Origin of the sequence: Streptomyces sp. ITFR-6 (assembly GCF_031844725.1) — a bacterium.
Classification (GTDB): domain Bacteria; phylum Actinomycetota; class Actinomycetes; order Streptomycetales; family Streptomycetaceae; genus Streptomyces.
Genome location: NZ_CP134612.1, coordinates 6,809,159 through 6,825,509, shown reverse-complemented (window position 1 = coordinate 6,825,509; position 16,351 = coordinate 6,809,159). Strand labels below are relative to the sequence as shown.

Genomic DNA, 16,351 nt, shown 5'->3' with positions numbered 1-16,351 from the left:
CGGAACCGTGACGGACATCGTCGACGAGCTGAAGTGGCGCGGGCTGTTCGCCCAGTCCACTGACGAGGACGCACTGCGCAAGGCTCTCGCGGACGGTCCCGTCACGTTCTATTGCGGCTACGACCCCACCGCGGCGAGTCTGCACGTCGGCCATCTGGTGCAGGTGCTCACCATGCGCCGGCTCCAGCAGGCCGGACTGCGGCCGCTCGCCCTGGTGGGCGGGGCCACCGGCCAGATCGGTGACCCCCGGCCGACCGCGGAGCGCACTCTGAACGACCCGGAGACCATCGCCGCCTGGGTGTCGCGGCTGCGGTCCCAGATCGAGCCCTTCCTGTCCTTCGAGGGCGAGAACGCCGCGGTCATGGTGAACAACCTGGACTGGACCGCGGGCATGTCCGCGATCGAGTTCCTGCGGGACATCGGCAAGCACTTCCGGGTCAACAAGATGCTCACCAAGGAGTCCATCGCCCGCCGGCTGGAGTCCGACGAGGGCATCAGCTACACCGAGTTCAGCTACCAGCTGCTCCAGAGCATGGACTTCCTGGAGCTGTACCGGCGCCACGGCTGCACCCTCCAGCAGGGCGGCAGCGACCAGTGGGGCAACCTCACCGCGGGTCTGGACCTGATCCACCGCCTGGAGCCGGGCGCGGAGGTGCACGCGCTGGCGACGCCGCTGATGACGAAGGCGGACGGGACCAAGTTCGGCAAGTCGGAGAGCGGGGCCGTCTGGCTCGACGCGGAGATGACGACGCCGTACGCGTTCTACCAGTTCTGGCTGAACGTGGACGACCGGGACATCTCGCGCTACATGCGCATCCTCAGCTTCCTGAGCCCCGCCGAGCTGGAGGAGCTGGAGAAGGTCACGGAGGAGCGGCCGCGGGCCCGCTCCGCGCAGCGCGCGCTGGCCGAGGAGCTGACGACGCTGGTGCACGGCGCGGACCAGTGCGCCGCGGTCATCGCCGCGTCGAAGGCCCTGTTCGGCCAGGGCGAGCTGGTCGGGCTGGACGCGGCGACGCTGAGCGCCGCGCTCTCCGAGGTGCCGCACGCCCGGGTCACCGAGCTGGGTCCGCTGGTGGACCTCCTGGTGGAGGTCGGTCTGGCGCCGAGCAAGTCGGGCGCGCGCCGCACCGTCAAGGAGGGTGGGGCGTACGTGAACAACGTCAAGGTCACCGACGGCGAGGCGGCACCGGCCCGCGAGGAGCTGCTGCACGGGCGCTGGCTGGTGCTGCGCAGGGGCAAGAAGAACCTCGCGGCCATCGAGGTCACGGCGGGCTGAGCCGGGCCCGCAAGCACCGCGGCCGGTCACGCGTGACGCGTGACCGGCCGCGGCCGTTCGGTGTCCAGGCACTGAGGCACTGAAATGCTCAGGCGCTCAGGTCTTCTGTCGTCTGCTGCCTCGGATCGAGGCCCACAGCATGTCCCCCACACCGACCACCACCACTGCGCCGATCAGCTGGAGCACATGGCGCGTCCAGTCGATGCCCTTGGTGTCGTTGACACCGATCCAGGTGGCGACAGCATTGCCGAGAATGCTGCCGATCATGCCGAAAATGACCGTCAGCCAGAGTGGGATCTCCTGCTTCCCCGGCAGGATCGCCTTCGCGATCAGGCCGAGAACCAGGCCCACGATGATTGCCCACAACCAGCTCATACCGCCTCCTCGTGCGACGCGGTGTCGCGATGTGCGATCAGTCTCGGCCCAGAACGGTCGCACCGCATGCCGGAGGGGTCCGTACGTGAGGTGAGCGGGATTCGTGGCGCGCCCCGGTCTCGAACGCGGCGGGTGCCGGGCGTACCGTGGGAGCGGTCCGGATCCGGGGAGCGTCCGGCGTGGGAACGGGGTCTCCTCCGGTTCGCGCGAGCGGAACGAAGACGCGGGCGCGGGGAAGTCGGGTGGAGGCGGGATGGGCAAGCAGAGCGGTTCCGAGGTCTTCCGGATCACGGGGGCCCGGCAGGGGCTCGCGGAGGATGTGCGCGGCAGGCAGCGGCGCTACGTGATCTCGATGTCGGTGCGCACGGTCTCGGTGATCGCCGCCGCGGCCCTGTGGAACGTGGAGCGCTATGTGGCGATCGTGGGGCTGGCGCTGGGCGTTCTGCTCCCGTACATCGCCGTCGTCATCGCCAACGCGGGCCGGGAGAACTCCCCCGCGATGCCCTCGACCTTCGTCCCGGCCCCGACGCGGCTCGCGCTCGGCGCCGCACCGGTGGCGGGTCACGCCGAACCGGGCCCGGAGGCGGACCACGCCTTCCGTTCCCCCGATCCGCAGGGTCAGAGCTGACCCCCAGCTGCCCCCGTACGCCCCGGTATTGACCGTTTTGGCGGCGGGTCCAAGCTCAAGAAAAGCTCAGATCAATCATGAAGTTCCAGTGCCCCGCACCCCTGTCTGCGTGACATACTTCAAATGCGCTCCGCATCCCCCGTCGGAGCGACGGACCGACGCCGGGCAGCTCCCCCCGTGGCTGCCCGGCGTCGCCTTTTCTCCGGCGGGGATGCTTCGCACCGGCCCGCCTCCGCGGTTGGCCCGGGAGGATCTAGGGTTGAGTCCGTGAACTCCCCTGAATCCGCGGCCGAGCGCGCTGCCGAGGCCCCCGTCTGTTCCGCCAAGGGCTGTCGTGCCGACGCCGTGTGGGTGCTCGCGTGGAACAACCCGAAGCTGCACACCCCGGACCGCCGCAAGACCTGGCTGGCCTGTGACGAGCACCGGGAGCACCTGTCCTCGTTCCTCGGCGTGCGCGGCTTCCTCAAGGACGTGGTGACGCTGGAGGAGTGGGAGTCGTCCAGCTGACGGCCCCACCCCGCCCCGCCCGCCTACCCGCCGATCGCCGACATCGGGCGGTCGGGCTGGAGGAAGGAGGGGTCGTCCAGGCCGGAGCCGGCCTCCTTGCCCCACATCGCGAGCCGCCAGATCCGGGCGATCTCGCTGTCCGGCGCGTCCGACCGCAGTGCGCCGCGCAGGTCGGTCTCCTCGCGGGCGAACAGGCAGGTGCGCACCTGTCCGTCGGCGGTGAGCCGGGTGCGGTCGCAGGCCCGGCAGAACGGCCGGGTGACCGAGGCGATGACGCCGACCCGGTGCGGTCCGCCGTCGACCAGCCAGCGCTCCGCGGGGGCGGAGCCGCGCTCGTCCCGGCCCTCGGGGGTGAGCTCGAAGCGGGTGCGCAGCGACCGGAGGATGTCACCGGCTGTGATCACTCCGTCGCGCTTCCAGCCGTGCTGTGCGTCGAGCGGCATCTGCTCGATGAAGCGGAGCTGGTAGGCGTTGTCCACGGCCCAGGCGAGCAGCTCCGGGGCCTCGTCGTCGTTGAGTCCCGGCATCAGGACGGTGTTGACCTTGACCGGGGTGAGCCCGGCCTCCCGGGCGGCTTCGAGGCCGGCCAGGACGTCGTGGTGCCGGTCGCGGCGGGTGAGGGTCTTGAACACGTCGGGGCGCAGGGTGTCCAGCGAGACGTTGACCCGGTCCAGCCCGGCGGACTTGAGCGCAGTGGCCGTCCGTTTCAGCCCGATCCCGTTGGTGGTGATCGACATCTTCGGGCGGGGTTCCAGGGCCGCGCACTGTTCGACGATGGAGACGAGTCCGGGGCGCAGCAGCGGCTCGCCGCCGGTGAAGCGGACTTCGGTGATGCCGAGCTGCGTGACGGCGATGCGGACGAGCCGGACGATCTCGTCGTCACTCAGCAGGTCCGGCTTGGCCAGCCACTGCAGGCCTTCCTCCGGCATGCAGTACGTACAGCGCAGGTTGCACCGGTCGGTGAGTGATACGCGCAGGTCGGTGGCGACCCGGTCGTAGGTGTCGATGAGCATGGTGGGCCCCCTCCTCCGGCTGAATTCCCGGTTGCGGTTACTGGCTCTTTCGAGACTACGCGAGGCGTGTGACATCGCAGGGGCCCGTTTGACACGAGGTACGACGCGGCCGCGTCGTAGGACTCTACGACGCGGCCGGGTCAGAGGATCGGTGCGAGAGACGAACTCCTGGGTGAACTCCTGCTCTCAGTGGGCTCCGATGCCGGTGAGGGACTTGACCTCCAGCTCGGCGTACTTGCCCTTGCTCGGCTCCTCCTTCGACAGGAGGGAGCCGAGCCAGCCGAGCAGGAAGCCCAGCGGGATCGAGATCAGGCCGGGGTTCTCCAGTGGGAACCAGGCGAAGTCGACGCCCTTGAACATCGAGGTCTTCTCGTTTCCGGAGACGACCGGCGAGAACAGCACCAGGATCACCGAGCTGGCCAGACCGCCGTAGATCGACCACAGCGCGCCCTGGGTGGTGAAGCGCTTCCAGAAGAGGCTGTAGAGGAGCGTGGGCAGGTTGGCGGAGGCGGCGACGGCGAAGGCGAGCGCGACCAGTCCGGCGACGTTCATGTCGCGGGCGAAGGCGCCGAGCACGATCGCGGCGGCGCCGATGAAGACGGTGGCCCAGCGGGCGGCCCGCATCTCCTCCTTCTCGGTGGCCTTCCCCTTGCGGATGACGTTGGCGTAGATGTCGTGGGCGAAGGAGGACGAGGAGGCGAGGGTGAGGCCCGCGACGACGGCGAGGATGGTGGCGAAGGCGACGGCGGAGATGACGGCGAGCATGATGGCGCCGCCGGTGGAGCCGACCCCGCCGAGGTACTCGGCGAGCTGTGGGGCCGCCGCGTTGCCCGCCGGGTTCTTCGCGATGATCTCCTTCGGTCCGATGAGGGCCGCGGCGCCGAATCCGAGCGCGATCGTCATCAGGTAGAAGGCGCCGATGATGCCGATGGCCCAGTTGACCGACTTACGGGCGGCCTTGGCGGTCGGCACCGTGTAGAAGCGGATCAGGATGTGCGGCAGGCCCGCGGTGCCCAGCACCAGGGCGATGCCGAGGGAGAGGAAGTCCAGCTTCGAGGTGCCGGTGGCGCCGTACTTGAGTCCGGGCTCCAGGAACGACTTGCCGTGGCCGCTCTTCTCCGCGGCGGTGCCCAGCAGGTCAGAGATGTTGAAGTCGAACTTCCAGAGCACCATGAAGGTCATCAGGATGGCGCCCGCGATGAGCAGCACGGCCTTGACCATCTGCACCCAGGTGGTGCCCTTCATGCCGCCGATGGTGACGTAGACGATCATCAGTACGCCGACCAGCGCAACGATGAGGATCTTTCCGGCGTCGCTGGTGATGCCGAGGAGCAGGGAGACCAGCACACCCGCGCCGGCCATCTGCGCCAGCAGGTAGAAGATCGAGACGATGATGGTGGAGACGCCCGCAGCGGTGCGTACGGGGCGCTGCCGCATCCGGTAGGCGAGGACGTCGCCCATGGTGTAGCGGCCCGAGTTGCGCAGCGGTTCCGCCACCAGCAGCAGGGCGACCAGCCAGGCGACGAGGAAGCCGATCGAGTAGAGGAAGCCGTCGTATCCGAAGAGGGCGATGGCTCCGGCGATGCCGAGGAAGGAGGCGGCGGACATGTAGTCGCCGGAGACCGCGAGTCCGTTCTGGAAGGCGGTGAACTGCCGTCCGCCCGCGTAGAAGTCGGAGGCGCTCTTGGTCTGCCGGCCGGCCCAGACGGTGATGCCGAGGGTCGCCGCGACGAAGACCGCGAAGAGCGTGATGATCAGCGGCCGGTGCTCGGTGGTGGAGGAGGCGGCGAGCACGGCGGTGTGGGAGTGGTACGCGGCGCTCATGCGTCGGCCTCCATACGGGACTTGATGGCCTCGGCCTTCGGGTCCAGCTTCGCGTTGGCGTGCCGCGAGTAGAACCAGGCGATGAGGAAGGTGGTGAGGAACTGGGCGAGGCCGAAGACGAAGGCCACGTTGAAGTTGCTGTACACCTTGGTGCCCATGAAGCCGCCGGCGTAGTTGGACAGCAGTACGTACAGCAGGTACCAGAGGACGAACGCGATGGTCAGCGGGAAGGCGAACGAGCGGTACGAGCGGCGCAGTTCGCCGAATTCCGCGCTCTCCTGCTCCGCGACGAAGGCCTCGGTCGTGGGCTGGGCCGGCCCTGTCTCCGTACTGCCCTCGGGCGGCGGTGCATCGGTAGCCACGGAATCTCCTCGCGACGCGGGTGCGGTGGTGGTGGGGACGGTGGATTTCACTGGTGGACCTCGGTATCGGGGGGTGATGGTGCGCCTCCCCTGACAACGGCACGCGGCCCGCGGCGAAGCGGTTCAACGCGGGCGCGCACTCTTCCGCCGGTCTCCGGGTCACCCCTTCGGACGCCGCGGTGGGGACGGGTTCTCCCGAACTCATTGATGAGCCGGGATGATCAGCGATAGCTTCACTGGTCATGTACGCGACTGGACACGGCCCGTGTCCGGTCGACCGGCACGGATGATGTGGAGACCCCATGGCTCATCTGAGATCCGGACGTGCGCGCGCACTGGCGCTGCCCGTCGGATTGGCCCTCACCGTCTCGCTCGGCTTCCTGCCGACGGGTTCCGCTTCCGCTTCTGCGGTGGACGGCCGGACCGCGGCGGCGGTCCCGTCGGACGGACCGAAGCTGTCGTACGTGGTGAACACGCGGGGCGGTCCCGGCACCGTCAAGCAGGTGCGCAAGGCGGTGGAGCGGGCCGGGGGCACGGTGGTGATCGCCTACGACCGGATCGGCGTCCTCGTCGTCCACTCGCAGAACCCGGACTTCGCGCAGTCCGTACGCAGGGTCAGGGGCGTCGATTCGGCGGGCGCCACCCGCACCAACCCGATCGTCCCGACGGCCACCAAGGACATCGGCGTCGAGCAGCCGCTCACCGCCGAGCAGGAGCGGACCGCCGCGGCGCGGGCGACGGCGGACCAGGACCCCATGGAGCCGTTGCAGTGGGACCTGCCGGCCATCAAGGCGGACAAGGCGCACCAGAAGTCACTGGGCAGCCGGAAGGTCACGGTCGCGGTCATCGACACGGGTGTCGACGACACCCATCCGGACCTCGCGCCCAACTTCGACCGGTCCGCCTCCGCGAACTGTGTGACCGGCGCACCGGACACCACACCCGGCTCCTGGCGCCCGAACGCCGGTGAGAGCCCGCACGGCACCCATGTCGCGGGCACCATAGCCGCGGCGAAGAACGGCGTCGGGGTGACGGGCGTCGCGCCCGGGGTGAAGGTGGCCGGTATCAAGGTGGCGAACCCGGACGGATACTTCTACACCGAGTCCATCGTCTGCGGCTTCATGTGGGCGGCGGACCACGGTGTCGACGTCACCAACAACAGCTATTACACCGACCCGTGGATGTACAACTGCAAGGACGACCCGGACCAGGGCGCACTGGTCGATGCGGTCGCCCGTGCCACCCGGTACGCGGAGAGCAGGGGCACGGTCAACGTCGCCGCGTCGGGCAACTCGGCCGAGGACCTGGCGGCCGACACGATCGAGGACTCGGGCAGCCCGAACGACGGCGACACCACCACCCGGACGATCGACCCGAAGAGGTGCTTCGACATCCCGACGATGCTGCCGGGTGTCGTGACGGTCTCGGCGACGGGCGCGAAGGGCCTGAAGGCCTCGTACTCGAACTACGGGAACGGTGTCATCGACGTGGCTGCGCCGGGCGGCGACTCGACGGCCTACCAGCCGCCCGAGCTCCCCGCGACGAACGGCCTGATCCTGTCCACGCTGCCGGGCGGCGAGTACGGCTACATGGCCGGTACGTCGATGGCCTCCCCGCACGTGGCGGGCGTGGTGGCCCTGATCAAGTCCAGGCACCCGTACGCCTTCCCGTTCGCGGTGAAGGCGCTGCTGACGGCGGAGGCCGACGCCACGGCGTGCGGCGCACCGTACGACATCGACGGTGACGGCACCGTCGACGCGGTCTGCGAGGGCGGCAAGAACCGCAACGGCTTCTACGGGGCCGGTGTGGTGGACGCCCTGGACGCGGTCCGCTGGTAGCGGGTCCGGTGCGGGGACCGGTGAAAGCACCGGCCCCCGCACCGGCCTCAGCGGCTCACGGCTTGATGAGGACCTTCAGCGCCGTCCGCTCGTCCATCGCCTTGTAGCCGGCCGGTACGTCGTCGAGGCCGATGGCGAGGTCGAAGACGGGCGAGGGGTCGATGGCGCCGGACAGGACGTCGGGGAGCAGCTCCGGTATGTAGCCGCGCACGGGGGCGACCCCGCCGCGCAGGGCGATGTTCCGGTCGAACATGACGCCGAGGTCCAGTCCGGTGCCGCTGCCGTGCGGTACGCCGACGTAGCCGATCGAGCCGCCGTCGCGGGTGATCTCCACGGCGGTGCGCATGGACTGCTCGGTGCCGACGGCCTCGATGACGGCCTGGGCGCCCTCGCCGCCGAGCAGTTCCCGTACGGCGGCGACAGCGGCCTCGCCGCGCTCCGCGACGACGTCGGTGGCGCCGAAGGTGCGGGCGATGTCGGTGCGGGCGGTGTGGCGGCCGAGCGCGATGATCCGTTCGGCGCCGAGCCGCTTGGCGGCCATGACCCCGCACAGGCCGACGGCTCCGTCACCGACGACGGCGACCGTGGAGCCGGGCCGGACCCCGGCGCCGACGGCAGCGTGGTGGCCGGTGCCGAGGACGTCGGAGAGGGCCAGCAGCGCGGTGAGCAGGCGGTCGTCGGAGGCGGCGGCGGCCGGCAGCTTGACCAGGGTGCCGTCGGCGAACGGGACTCGTACGGCCTCGCCCTGCCCGCCGTCGGAGCCGACCGAACCCCAGAACCCGCCCTGCGGGCAGGAGGTGGTCAGGCCCTCCGCGCAGTAGGCGCAGGTGCCGTCGGACCAGACGAAGGGGGCGACGACCAGGTCACCGACGGCGAAGCCGTTGACGCCGGAACCGGCCTCCTCGACCATCCCGAGGAACTCGTGGCCGATGCGCTGGCCGGACTTGCGGGCGGACTCACCCCGGTAGGCCCACAGGTCGCTGCCGCAGATGCAGGCCCGCAGGACCCGCAGCACCACATCGGTGGGCTGCTGGATCGCCGGGTCCGGGACCTCCTGCACGCGGATGTCGTGGGGGGCGTGGATGACGGTGGCGCGCATGCGTGGGAGTCCTTGCTGATCTCAGATGCCGGTACGCCGTCCACGGTACGCCCCGGGCCCGGCGCCCGGCCGTCGAGCACCTGGCCGTCGAGCACCTGGGCCCAGCGCTCCCAGGGTCAGCAGCAGCTGGGCCGCCACATAGGTGAGCATGACCCAGAAGTCGGGGGCGGGCAGCTGCGGCCGGTCCGCGATGCCGGTGGCGATCAGGGCGTCGGAGAGCAGGAAGAGCGCGCCGCCGGCCGCCGCGCACCGGCCGAGCACGCGGGACCGGTAGGCCATGGCCGTGAGCAGCAGGCTGTAGCCGGCCAGCGGCAACCGCAGACCGGCCGGCAGCCCGCCCCGGATCAGGGCGAGGAAGGCGGCCAGGACGACCGCGTACAGGATCGCGGGCAGCAGTGCGCTGCGGGCCCGTCCGAAGAGCCTGAGGTAGCAGAGGTGTCCGGCCGCGAAGCCGCCCATCCCGATGAGGAAGGCGGCATCGGCGTCGGCCAGCAGGAACGTGTCGCCCACCCAGCCGCAGAGCAGTGCGGCGATCAGCGGCCGGGGCCCGCGCCGGGCGGCGGCGTACCCGGCCAGCAGCGGCATCAGCAGCGGCTTGGCGACGAGGTGCGCGAGGCCGCTGCCGGCGAGGACCGCGACGAGGTCGGCGGCGCTGACGGCGAGGAAGGCCGCCAGCAGGGGGCGTACGAGCCGCTCCCGCCGGTCCGGGAACGGCGCGGCGTTCGTCAGCGGCCCGGCGGCGCGCGCGGCGCTCATCCGGTGCGCTCGCGCGCGGGAGCGGAGGCCGGGGCGGGGGTGGCAGGAGTGGCGGTGGCAGGCGTCGCTGGGGCGGCCGTCGCCCCGGCGGGCTGCCAGCCGGGGCCCCGGAAGACCCGTCCGGCCCGCTCGCCCCAGCTGCCCGCGGCACGCACGTCGCGGGCGATGGCGGCGTACTCGTGGGTGGCGACCCGCAGCGGGTTGAACGTGTCGATGTTCTTGGTGAGCCCGAACACGGGCCGTTCCGTCTCCGCCGTGAAGGAGCCGAACCAGCGGTCCCACACGATCAGGATGCCGCCGAAGTTCCGGTCTAGGTAGCCACCCTGGGAGGCGTGGTGCACCCGGTGGTGGGAGGGGGTGTTCAGCACGTACTCGAAGGGCCTGGGCAGCTTGTCGACACGTTCGGTGTGCACCCAGAACTGGTAGACGAGGTTGGCGGAGGAGCAGAAGGCGAGCGCCGCCGGGTGCACACCGCAGGCGATGAGCGGGAGGTAGAACGGCCAGACGGTCAGCGAGGTCCAGGGCTGGCGCAGCGCGGTGGAGAGGTTGAACTTCCGGCTGGAGTGGTGGACCACGTGGCAGGCCCAGAGCATCCGGATGACGTGGTGGCCCCGGTGCGACCAGTAGTAGAGGAAGTCCTGCCCGAGCAGCATCAGCGGGACGGTCCACCACAGGACGGGCACGCGCAGCGGCGTCAGCTCGTACACCGCCGTGTAGACGGCGACGATGGGCACCTTCCACAGCAGGTCGAAGACCAGGCTGCCCAGCCCCATGGTGATGCTGGTGGCGGCGTCCTTGGCCTCGTACCCGGCGGCCTCCTCGTCGGGGTGGAAGTGGTGGAGCGCCATTTCCAGGACGGTGAGCAGGACGAAGGCCGGTATGGACCAGAGCACTACATCGGGCAGGTTCGTCGGCATGTCAGCACCGTAGAGCCGCAGGTCGGCCCGCGAACAGACGTTGTTACCAACAAGTATGCGAGACATGGCGTCAGCAATCTTTGGTGACTTCTGACAGCACGGCCGTCGTACGATCCCTCTACCAGGGTCCGACAGGGGGAGGAACTGCGGTGGCCGGTCTGGAAGTTGCGCTGATGCGGCTGGCGACGACGGTGCTCGGCACTGTGGTCAAGTCACTGCTCGCGCCGAAGCCCGGCGCGGGACTGGTCCCGGACCCGGTGCGCCCGCTCCCCCGCCCGGCGAAGCCGGACCGGCTGGCGAAGGTGCTCGGCGGCCGGCTGGAGGCCCCGTACGCCGGCCTCCCGGAGCACGAGCGGCTGGCCGCCGTGGAGGCGGTCAAGGACACCTTCGCGGCGGCGGACTCGCTGACGGCGGACCGGCTGTTCGCCGTGAACCTCGATCCCGGGCGGCTGGCCGCCGGGTTCCCGGAGCCCCCGGCGGGGCTCTCCGAGCGGGCGGCCGGACTGTACCGGGAGCTGCTGGAGCGGTGCTGCGCGCGCGTCGTGGAGCAGCTGACCGCAGAGCCGTCGTTCATGGCGCGGACGGCGGTGGAGCAGGTACGCGAGGCCGGACGGACCCGGGAGCTGGTGGAGGACGTACGGGACCGGCTCGGCCCGCGCCCGGACGCGGCGGCACTGGACTTCGAGCGGCGGTACGCGGAGTTCGTGGCCACGACGCACAGCCGGATGGGGCTGTTCGGGCTGACGCTGGGGCGGTCAGCGGGCGAATGGCCGCGGGAGACGGCCTACATCAGTCTGACGGTGAGCAGCGAGGCCGTCCGGCAGGACGGGGTGGAGCACCCGGCCGCGGTGACGGTCTCCGTGGAGCAGGCGCTGTCCGGGACGAGCCGGCTGCTGCTGCGCGGCCCCGCGGGTTCGGGCAAGAGCACCCTGGTGCAGTGGCTCGCGGTGAACACCGCCCGGCGGACGTTCGGCAGCGAGCTGGCGGACTGGAACCGCTGTGTGCCGTTCGTCCTGCGGCTGCGCGCGTTCACCTCGGACGAGAGGCTGCCGGGCCCGGAGGACTTCCTGCGCGCGGCAGGCGTTCCGCTGCACGGCGCGGCGCCCTCGGGCTGGGCGGACCGGCTGCTCTCCGAGGGGCGCGGGCTGGTGCTGGTGGACGGGGTCGACGAGGTCCCGATGCGGCTGCGCCGGCGTACCGAGAAGTGGCTCAAGGACCTCATCGCGGCGTACCCGAGGTCCCGGTACGTGGTGACGACCCGGCCGTCCGCCGTTCCGGAGAGCTGGCTGTCCGGCTCCGGATTCGAGGCGCACTCCCTGCTGGCGATGGGGAAGAAGGACATCCGCGCCTTCATCGAGCACTGGCACACGGCCGCGCACTCCGAGTGCGTCTCCGACGAGGAGCGCGAGCAGCTCGACGGCTACGAGGCCTCCCTGTGGCGCGCCGTGGGGACGCGGCGCGACCTGGGCAGGCTCGCGACGAACCCGCTGATGTGCGCACTGCTGTGCGCGCTGAACCGGGACCGGCGCACGCAACTGCCGCGCGCCCGTCAGGAGTTGTACGACGCCGCGCTGGACATGCTGCTCGTGCGGCGCGACACGGAACGCGACATCACCGGGGTCGAGGGCGTCGACCTGACCCGGGACGAGCAGACGGCGCTGCTGCAACCGCTGGCGTACTGGCTGATCCGCAACGGGCAGGCGGAGGCCGACCGCGAAGAGGCCCTGGCGATGGTGACCGAGTGGCTGACGGCGATGTCCCAGGTCCAGGGCAGCCCGCAGGACGTGTTCGCGCACCTCCTGATCAGGAGCGGGCTGCTGCGGGAACCCGCGCCGGGGGCGGTCGGGTTCGTGCACCGGACGTTCCAGGACTACCTGGGGGCCAAGGCGGCGGTGGAGGCCCGGGACTTCGGGGTGCTCGTCAAGCACGCGCACGACGACCAGTGGCACGACGTGGTGCAGATGGCGGTGGGCCACGCCCGCGCCGAGGAACGGGCCCGGCTGCTACGGCAGTTGCTGAAGCGCGCGGCCCAGACCCACAAGCACCACAACCGGCTGGCGCTGCTGGCGGCGGCGAGCCTGGAGCACGCCCCGGAGCTGGATCCCGCAGTGCGGGCCGAGGTCCAGCGGCAGACGGCGGACCTGCTGCCGCCGCGCAGCCGCGAGGAGGCGGAGGGGCTGGCCGCCCTCGGTGAACTGGTCCTCGAACTGCTGCCGGGGCCGGAGGAGGTGTCCCATGAGTCGGCGGCGGGCTACGTGGTGCTGACGGCGGCTCTGGTGGGCGGCGATGCGGCGTATGAGGTGGTGAGGCGGTACCGGGAAGACGAACGGGATGCGGTGGCCGTCCAACTGGCCAACGCGTGGGATTCCTTCCAGCCCGAGGCCGACCCGTACGACCTGCCCCCCCTGGCGGATCTCGACGCCCTCACGATCACCCTCGGCAGCGACACACCGACCATCGGGGACGAGCTGTTCCCACCGGAGCGGATCATCCGCCTCCGCTAGCGGCCCTACACCCCCGCCGCCCCCAGCAACTCCCCCGCCGCGTACGTCACCGCCATCGCCAGCGCACCCCCGCCCATGTTCCGCAGCACCGCGGGCCCCACCGCCGCCTCACCCAGCCGGGCGCTCCCCCAGCCCGTCAGGGCCAGCGCGGCGAGCACCGAGAGCACGGTCACCAGCAGCCGCAGCGAGGTCGGGGGCAGCACGATGGCCAGCAGCGGCAGCAGCGCGCCCGCGGTGAACGCCAGGAAGCTGGCGCCCGCCGCGTGCCAGGGGTTCGTGAGGTCGTCCGGGTCGATGCCCAGCTCCACTTCCGCGTGGGCGCGCAGCGCGTCGCGTTCGGTGAGCTGGACAGCGGCCTCGCGGGCGACCTCGCGGCTCAGCCCCTTGCCCTCCAGGAGCCCGGTGAGCTCCGCGAGTTCCGCCTCCGGGGTCTCCTGGAGCTCGCGCTTCTCCGTGGCGAGTGCGGCCTTCTCCGAGTCGCGCTGGGTGGAGACCGACACGTACTCGCCCGCGGCCATCGACATGGACCCGGCCAGCAGCCCGGCCAGGCCGGCGGTCAGCAGGGTGCCGCGGTCGTCGGTGGCCCCGGCGACACCGACGACGAGACCGGCGGTGGAGACCACACCGTCGTTGGCGCCGAGCACGGCGGCGCGCAGCCAGTTCAGCCGTGCGCCCATGCCCGTGCTGTGCGGTTCGTCGTGCGCCGGGGTATCCGTCATCCGGGGATGATCTCATCCCCCGGCGTTACCAGACCCGTACCGACCCACCCGGTGCGAACGCGGGGCTGGTCGCGCCTGCGGGGACCTCCTTCAGGGGTTCGGCGATCTCCTCGACCGTCGGGCCGACGGTGGCGGCGATCCGGTCCAGGGCGGGCAGGTCGAATCCGTAGACGCGGGCCGCGTTGCCGCCGGTCATCGCCGCGACCTCGGCGGGCGGCAGCCCGGCGTACGCGATGCGCAGGCCCTCCCGGGAGTAGGGGGCGGTGCCCTCGTCGTGCGGGTAGTCGCTGCCCCACATGATCTTGTCGAGGCCGATCCGGTCGCGCAGCGGCACCTCGTGCGGGCGCATGAAACTGGCGCCCACGTAGCAGTTCTCACGCCAGACCTCGCTGGGGCTGGCGCCCATCGAACCGGCCAGCCCCGCACCGAACTTGGACTCCGCGGTGGCAGCCCGGGAAGCCGACGCGACCAGCCGGGCGTGGTAGTAGTCGAGCATGTCCATGATGCCCGGGATCCAGCCCGAGCCCTGTTCGGTGAGGACGAGCCTCAGCCCGGGGTGACGGCGGAACGCCCCGCCGAAGATCAGGTGCCACAGCGCCCGGTGCGAGAACCAGGTGGTCTCCACCATGAAGACGGCGCGGGCCGCCGGTTCGTCGCCCAGCGGCGGGGAGGCCGAGCCGCCGTGGTGGTTGACCGGTACGTCCAGCTCGGCGCAGGCCGCCCAGAGCGGGTCGTACGCCGGGGAGTGCAGCTCCGCGACGCCGGAGCCGGGCGGGGCGCCGGGCAGCAGGATGCCTCCGGTGAGCCCGGCGTCCTTGGTGCGGCGGACCTCGCGGGCCGCCTCCGCCGGGTCGCTGAGGAGGATCTGCGCGACGCCCGCTCGCCGGCCGGGCGCGGCAGCGCAGAAGTCGGCCAGCCAGCGGTTGTGGGCGCGCAGCCCGGCCCAGCGCTGTTCGTACTCCGCGCGGGAGGGGGCGGGTGCCATCAGGGAGGCGGAGGGGAAGAAGGGCGGGATGGTGTTGGGAAAGACGACTTCCGCGACGATGCCGTCCGCCTCCAGGTCCGCGAGGCGGCGGTCCGAGTTCCAGTTGCGGTCGGCGGTGTCGGCCACCAGGTCCTCGTACGGGTTGACGTAGGTGGCCGCCCAGGCGTCGAAGTCGTCGTGGTACGCCGACTCCAGGTACGGCTTGTAGTCGAGGAGGTCGGCGCCGGCGTGGCAGTCGGCGGAGATGACCGTGTAGCGGTCCGTCATGACGCCCCCAGGACCGGGAAGTCGTGGTCGGTCAGCCAGTGCCGGCCGACCTCGCGGGAACGGGCCCAGGAGGCCTCCACCGCCGCCTGGTCGGCGCTCTGGCCGAGCTCCGCGGGGGTGGGGCCGATGCGCGCGGCCACGGGTGCGAGCCTGTCCGTGTCGAAGCCGAAGACCTCGGCGGCGGCCAGGCCGAGCATCCGGCGGGTCTCGGTGACGGGGATGTCGTGGAAGGTGTCGCGGAGCCAGTTCGCGGTGTTCGGCCAGGTGCCCTCGGGGTGCGGGAAGTCGCTGCCCCAGAGGATGTTGTCGACGCCGATCTCGTAGCGCTGGGCGAGCTCGCGGCGTTTGGTGTTGGTGGCGCAGATGAACACCTGGCGGTCGAGGTACTCGTGCGGCGGGCGCTTCAGCTCCGCGAACGGGGAGAGCTTCTTGCCGCCGTGGGCGCCGAGGTAGAGCCGGTCCATGAACCAGAGGAGGTTCGGCAGCCACCAGCAGCCGGACTCGGCCACGCCGAGCTTCAGCCCGGGATGGCGTTCGAAGGCGCCCGACCAGAGGAGGAACCAGAGCGGGCGCGAGGGCCACCAGGTGACCTCGGAGACGTAGATGCCGAGGTGGTCGCCGTACTCGTGGCGCGGGGCCGTGCCGGAATGGGTGACGATCGGCATCCCGGTCTCGGCGGCGGCCGCCCAGACGGGGTCGTAGCGGCGGTCGTGGTACGGGGCCTTGTCCATCCACATGGACGGGATCATCAGGGCGCCGAGGCCGGACTCTTTCGCCCGGTGGATCTCCGCGACGACCCGGCCGGTCTCGCCGGTGACGGGCAGCAGGGCGACCCCGCAGTGGCGTTCGGGGTGCCGGGAGACGAATTCCGCGAGCCAGCGGTTGTGGGCCTGCGCTCCGGCCATGCCCAGCTCGTGGTCCTGGTCGCCGGAGAGGCCGAGGCCGACGCCGAAGGGGGCGGCGGTGCGGCTGTCCACGGCGTCCGCGTCGGGGAAGACGACCTCGGCCGCCACCCCGTCGCCGTCCAGCTCCTTGATCCGCTGGGTGGAGTCCCAGCCGCCCCTGAGGCCTTCCTCGTTGTCCTGGAACCACTTGTCGGCGAAGGCCTCGTTGCGGACCCCGAGACGGGTCATCTCCTCGCGGCGGCGGTCGCGTCCGGCGAGGAACTCGTCGAACTCGCGGTGGAAGCGGCTGTCGAGGTAGGGCCGGTACTCCTCGGTGGGCAGTCCGGCGTGGCAGTCGGAGGAGATGATCAGGTACGGGTCGTCATCGGTCATGGCT

14 protein-coding genes and 1 pseudogene are annotated in these 16,351 nt (G+C 71.2%); 5 read left to right on the top strand and 10 right to left on the bottom strand.

Features of this window, described 5'->3' with window-relative positions; translation table 11 throughout:
- The first annotated feature begins 7 nt into the window (after window positions 1-7).
- Window positions 8-1,276 carry a tyrosine--tRNA ligase gene (gene tyrS, locus RLT59_RS31080; protein WP_311306478.1) on the top strand — a complete coding sequence of 423 codons (1,269 nt, stop codon included), beginning with the start codon at window positions 8-10 and terminating at the stop codon, window positions 1,274-1,276.
- A 96-nt stretch (window positions 1,277-1,372) separates the two neighbouring features.
- Here tyrS and RLT59_RS31075 read toward each other — a convergent pair whose 3' ends face one another.
- On the bottom strand, window positions 1,373-1,651 hold the full coding sequence (locus tag RLT59_RS31075; protein ID WP_024490366.1) for a GlsB/YeaQ/YmgE family stress response membrane protein: 279 nt from the start codon (window positions 1,649-1,651) through the stop codon (window positions 1,373-1,375).
- A 253-nt stretch (window positions 1,652-1,904) separates the two neighbouring features.
- Between RLT59_RS31075 and RLT59_RS31070 the strand changes: the two genes are divergently transcribed.
- Both RLT59_RS31070 and RLT59_RS31065 read left to right on the top strand, forming a co-directional pair.
- The gene (locus RLT59_RS31070) at window positions 1,905-2,279 is read left to right on the top strand and encodes a DUF3099 domain-containing protein (protein ID WP_311306477.1); all 375 of its coding nucleotides are present in this window, start codon (window positions 1,905-1,907) and stop codon (window positions 2,277-2,279) included.
- A gap of 267 nt (window positions 2,280-2,546) precedes the next feature.
- Entirely contained in the window at window positions 2,547-2,786 is a 240-nt protein-coding gene (locus RLT59_RS31065; RefSeq protein WP_311306476.1) for a hypothetical protein, read from the top strand.
- A 23-nt stretch (window positions 2,787-2,809) separates the two neighbouring features.
- On the opposite strand, the gene moaA is transcribed toward RLT59_RS31065, so the two are convergent.
- The 3 genes from moaA to RLT59_RS31050 all read right to left on the bottom strand — a co-directional run bounded on the left by moaA (window position 2,810) and on the right by RLT59_RS31050 (window position 5,985).
- The gene (moaA, locus tag RLT59_RS31060; protein ID WP_311306475.1) at window positions 2,810-3,799 is read right to left on the bottom strand and encodes a GTP 3',8-cyclase MoaA; all 990 of its coding nucleotides are present in this window, start codon (window positions 3,797-3,799) and stop codon (window positions 2,810-2,812) included.
- A gap of 186 nt (window positions 3,800-3,985) precedes the next feature.
- On the bottom strand, window positions 3,986-5,623 hold the full coding sequence (locus RLT59_RS31055) for a monocarboxylic acid transporter (RefSeq protein WP_311306474.1): 1,638 nt from the start codon (window positions 5,621-5,623) through the stop codon (window positions 3,986-3,988).
- On the bottom strand, window positions 5,620-5,985 hold the full coding sequence (locus RLT59_RS31050) for a DUF485 domain-containing protein (protein WP_311306473.1): 366 nt from the start codon (window positions 5,983-5,985) through the stop codon (window positions 5,620-5,622). Before RLT59_RS31050 ends, RLT59_RS31055 begins: the two co-directional genes overlap by 4 nt.
- Window positions 5,986-6,287: 302 nt before the next feature.
- Here RLT59_RS31050 and RLT59_RS31045 point away from each other — a divergent pair, with 302 nt between their 5' ends.
- On the top strand, window positions 6,288-7,823 hold the full coding sequence (locus RLT59_RS31045) for a S8 family peptidase (protein WP_311306472.1): 1,536 nt from the start codon (window positions 6,288-6,290) through the stop codon (window positions 7,821-7,823).
- 55 nt (window positions 7,824-7,878) lie between these two features.
- Here RLT59_RS31045 and RLT59_RS31040 read toward each other — a convergent pair whose 3' ends face one another.
- The 3 genes from RLT59_RS31040 to RLT59_RS31030 are packed head-to-tail and all read right to left on the bottom strand — an operon-like array spanning window position 7,879 to window position 10,595.
- A complete protein-coding gene (locus tag RLT59_RS31040) occupies window positions 7,879-8,922 on the bottom strand; it encodes a zinc-dependent alcohol dehydrogenase family protein (protein WP_311306471.1) in 1,044 nt (347 codons plus the stop codon).
- Window positions 8,923-8,943: 21 nt separating this feature from the next.
- The gene (locus tag RLT59_RS31035; protein WP_311306470.1) at window positions 8,944-9,678 is read right to left on the bottom strand and encodes a lysoplasmalogenase; all 735 of its coding nucleotides are present in this window, start codon (window positions 9,676-9,678) and stop codon (window positions 8,944-8,946) included.
- The gene (locus tag RLT59_RS31030; RefSeq protein ID WP_311306469.1) at window positions 9,675-10,595 is read right to left on the bottom strand and encodes a sterol desaturase family protein; all 921 of its coding nucleotides are present in this window, start codon (window positions 10,593-10,595) and stop codon (window positions 9,675-9,677) included. Before RLT59_RS31030 ends, RLT59_RS31035 begins: the two co-directional genes overlap by 4 nt.
- A 149-nt stretch (window positions 10,596-10,744) precedes the next feature.
- Between RLT59_RS31030 and RLT59_RS31025 the strand changes: the two are divergent.
- Window positions 10,745-12,976 (top strand): annotated as a pseudogene (locus RLT59_RS31025) (NACHT domain-containing protein); the annotation flags it as partial.
- 128 nt (window positions 12,977-13,104) lie between these two features.
- Here RLT59_RS31025 and RLT59_RS31020 read toward each other — a convergent pair.
- Genes RLT59_RS31020 through RLT59_RS31010 form a run of 3 tightly spaced genes read right to left on the bottom strand, consistent with a single transcriptional unit; the run spans window position 13,105 to window position 16,347 of the window.
- Window positions 13,105-13,818, bottom strand: a complete 714-nt coding sequence (locus RLT59_RS31020; protein ID WP_311306468.1) for a VIT1/CCC1 transporter family protein — start codon at window positions 13,816-13,818, stop codon at window positions 13,105-13,107.
- Between the two features lie 25 nt (window positions 13,819-13,843).
- Window positions 13,844-15,070, bottom strand: a complete 1,227-nt coding sequence (locus tag RLT59_RS31015) for an amidohydrolase family protein (RefSeq protein WP_311306467.1) — start codon at window positions 15,068-15,070, stop codon at window positions 13,844-13,846.
- On the bottom strand, window positions 15,067-16,347 hold the full coding sequence (locus RLT59_RS31010; protein ID WP_311306466.1) for an amidohydrolase family protein: 1,281 nt from the start codon (window positions 16,345-16,347) through the stop codon (window positions 15,067-15,069). Before RLT59_RS31010 ends, RLT59_RS31015 begins: the two co-directional genes overlap by 4 nt.
- Window positions 16,348-16,351 lie beyond the last annotated feature (4 nt).

Bases quoted from the DNA above. Each gene is read 5' to 3' on its own strand.
- RLT59_RS31075 (WP_024490366.1), bottom strand. From the start codon at position 1,651: ATGAGCTGGTTGTGGGCAATCATCGTGGGCCTGGTTCTCGGCCTGATC.
- RLT59_RS31070 (WP_311306477.1), top strand. From the start codon at position 1,905: ATGGGCAAGCAGAGCGGTTCCGAGGTCTTCCGGATCACGGGGGCCCGG.
- moaA (WP_311306475.1), bottom strand. From the start codon at position 3,799: ATGCTCATCGACACCTACGACCGGGTCGCCACCGACCTGCGCGTATCA.
- RLT59_RS31055 (WP_311306474.1), bottom strand. From the start codon at position 5,623: ATGAGCGCCGCGTACCACTCCCACACCGCCGTGCTCGCCGCCTCCTCC.
- RLT59_RS31045 (WP_311306472.1), top strand. From the start codon at position 6,288: ATGGCTCATCTGAGATCCGGACGTGCGCGCGCACTGGCGCTGCCCGTC.
- RLT59_RS31040 (WP_311306471.1), bottom strand. From the start codon at position 8,922: ATGCGCGCCACCGTCATCCACGCCCCCCACGACATCCGCGTGCAGGAG.
- RLT59_RS31035 (WP_311306470.1), bottom strand. From the start codon at position 9,678: ATGAGCGCCGCGCGCGCCGCCGGGCCGCTGACGAACGCCGCGCCGTTC.
- RLT59_RS31030 (WP_311306469.1), bottom strand. From the start codon at position 10,595: ATGCCGACGAACCTGCCCGATGTAGTGCTCTGGTCCATACCGGCCTTC.
- RLT59_RS31020 (WP_311306468.1), bottom strand. From the start codon at position 13,818: ATGACGGATACCCCGGCGCACGACGAACCGCACAGCACGGGCATGGGC.
- RLT59_RS31015 (WP_311306467.1), bottom strand. From the start codon at position 15,070: ATGACGGACCGCTACACGGTCATCTCCGCCGACTGCCACGCCGGCGCC.
- RLT59_RS31010 (WP_311306466.1), bottom strand. From the start codon at position 16,347: ATGACCGATGACGACCCGTACCTGATCATCTCCTCCGACTGCCACGCC.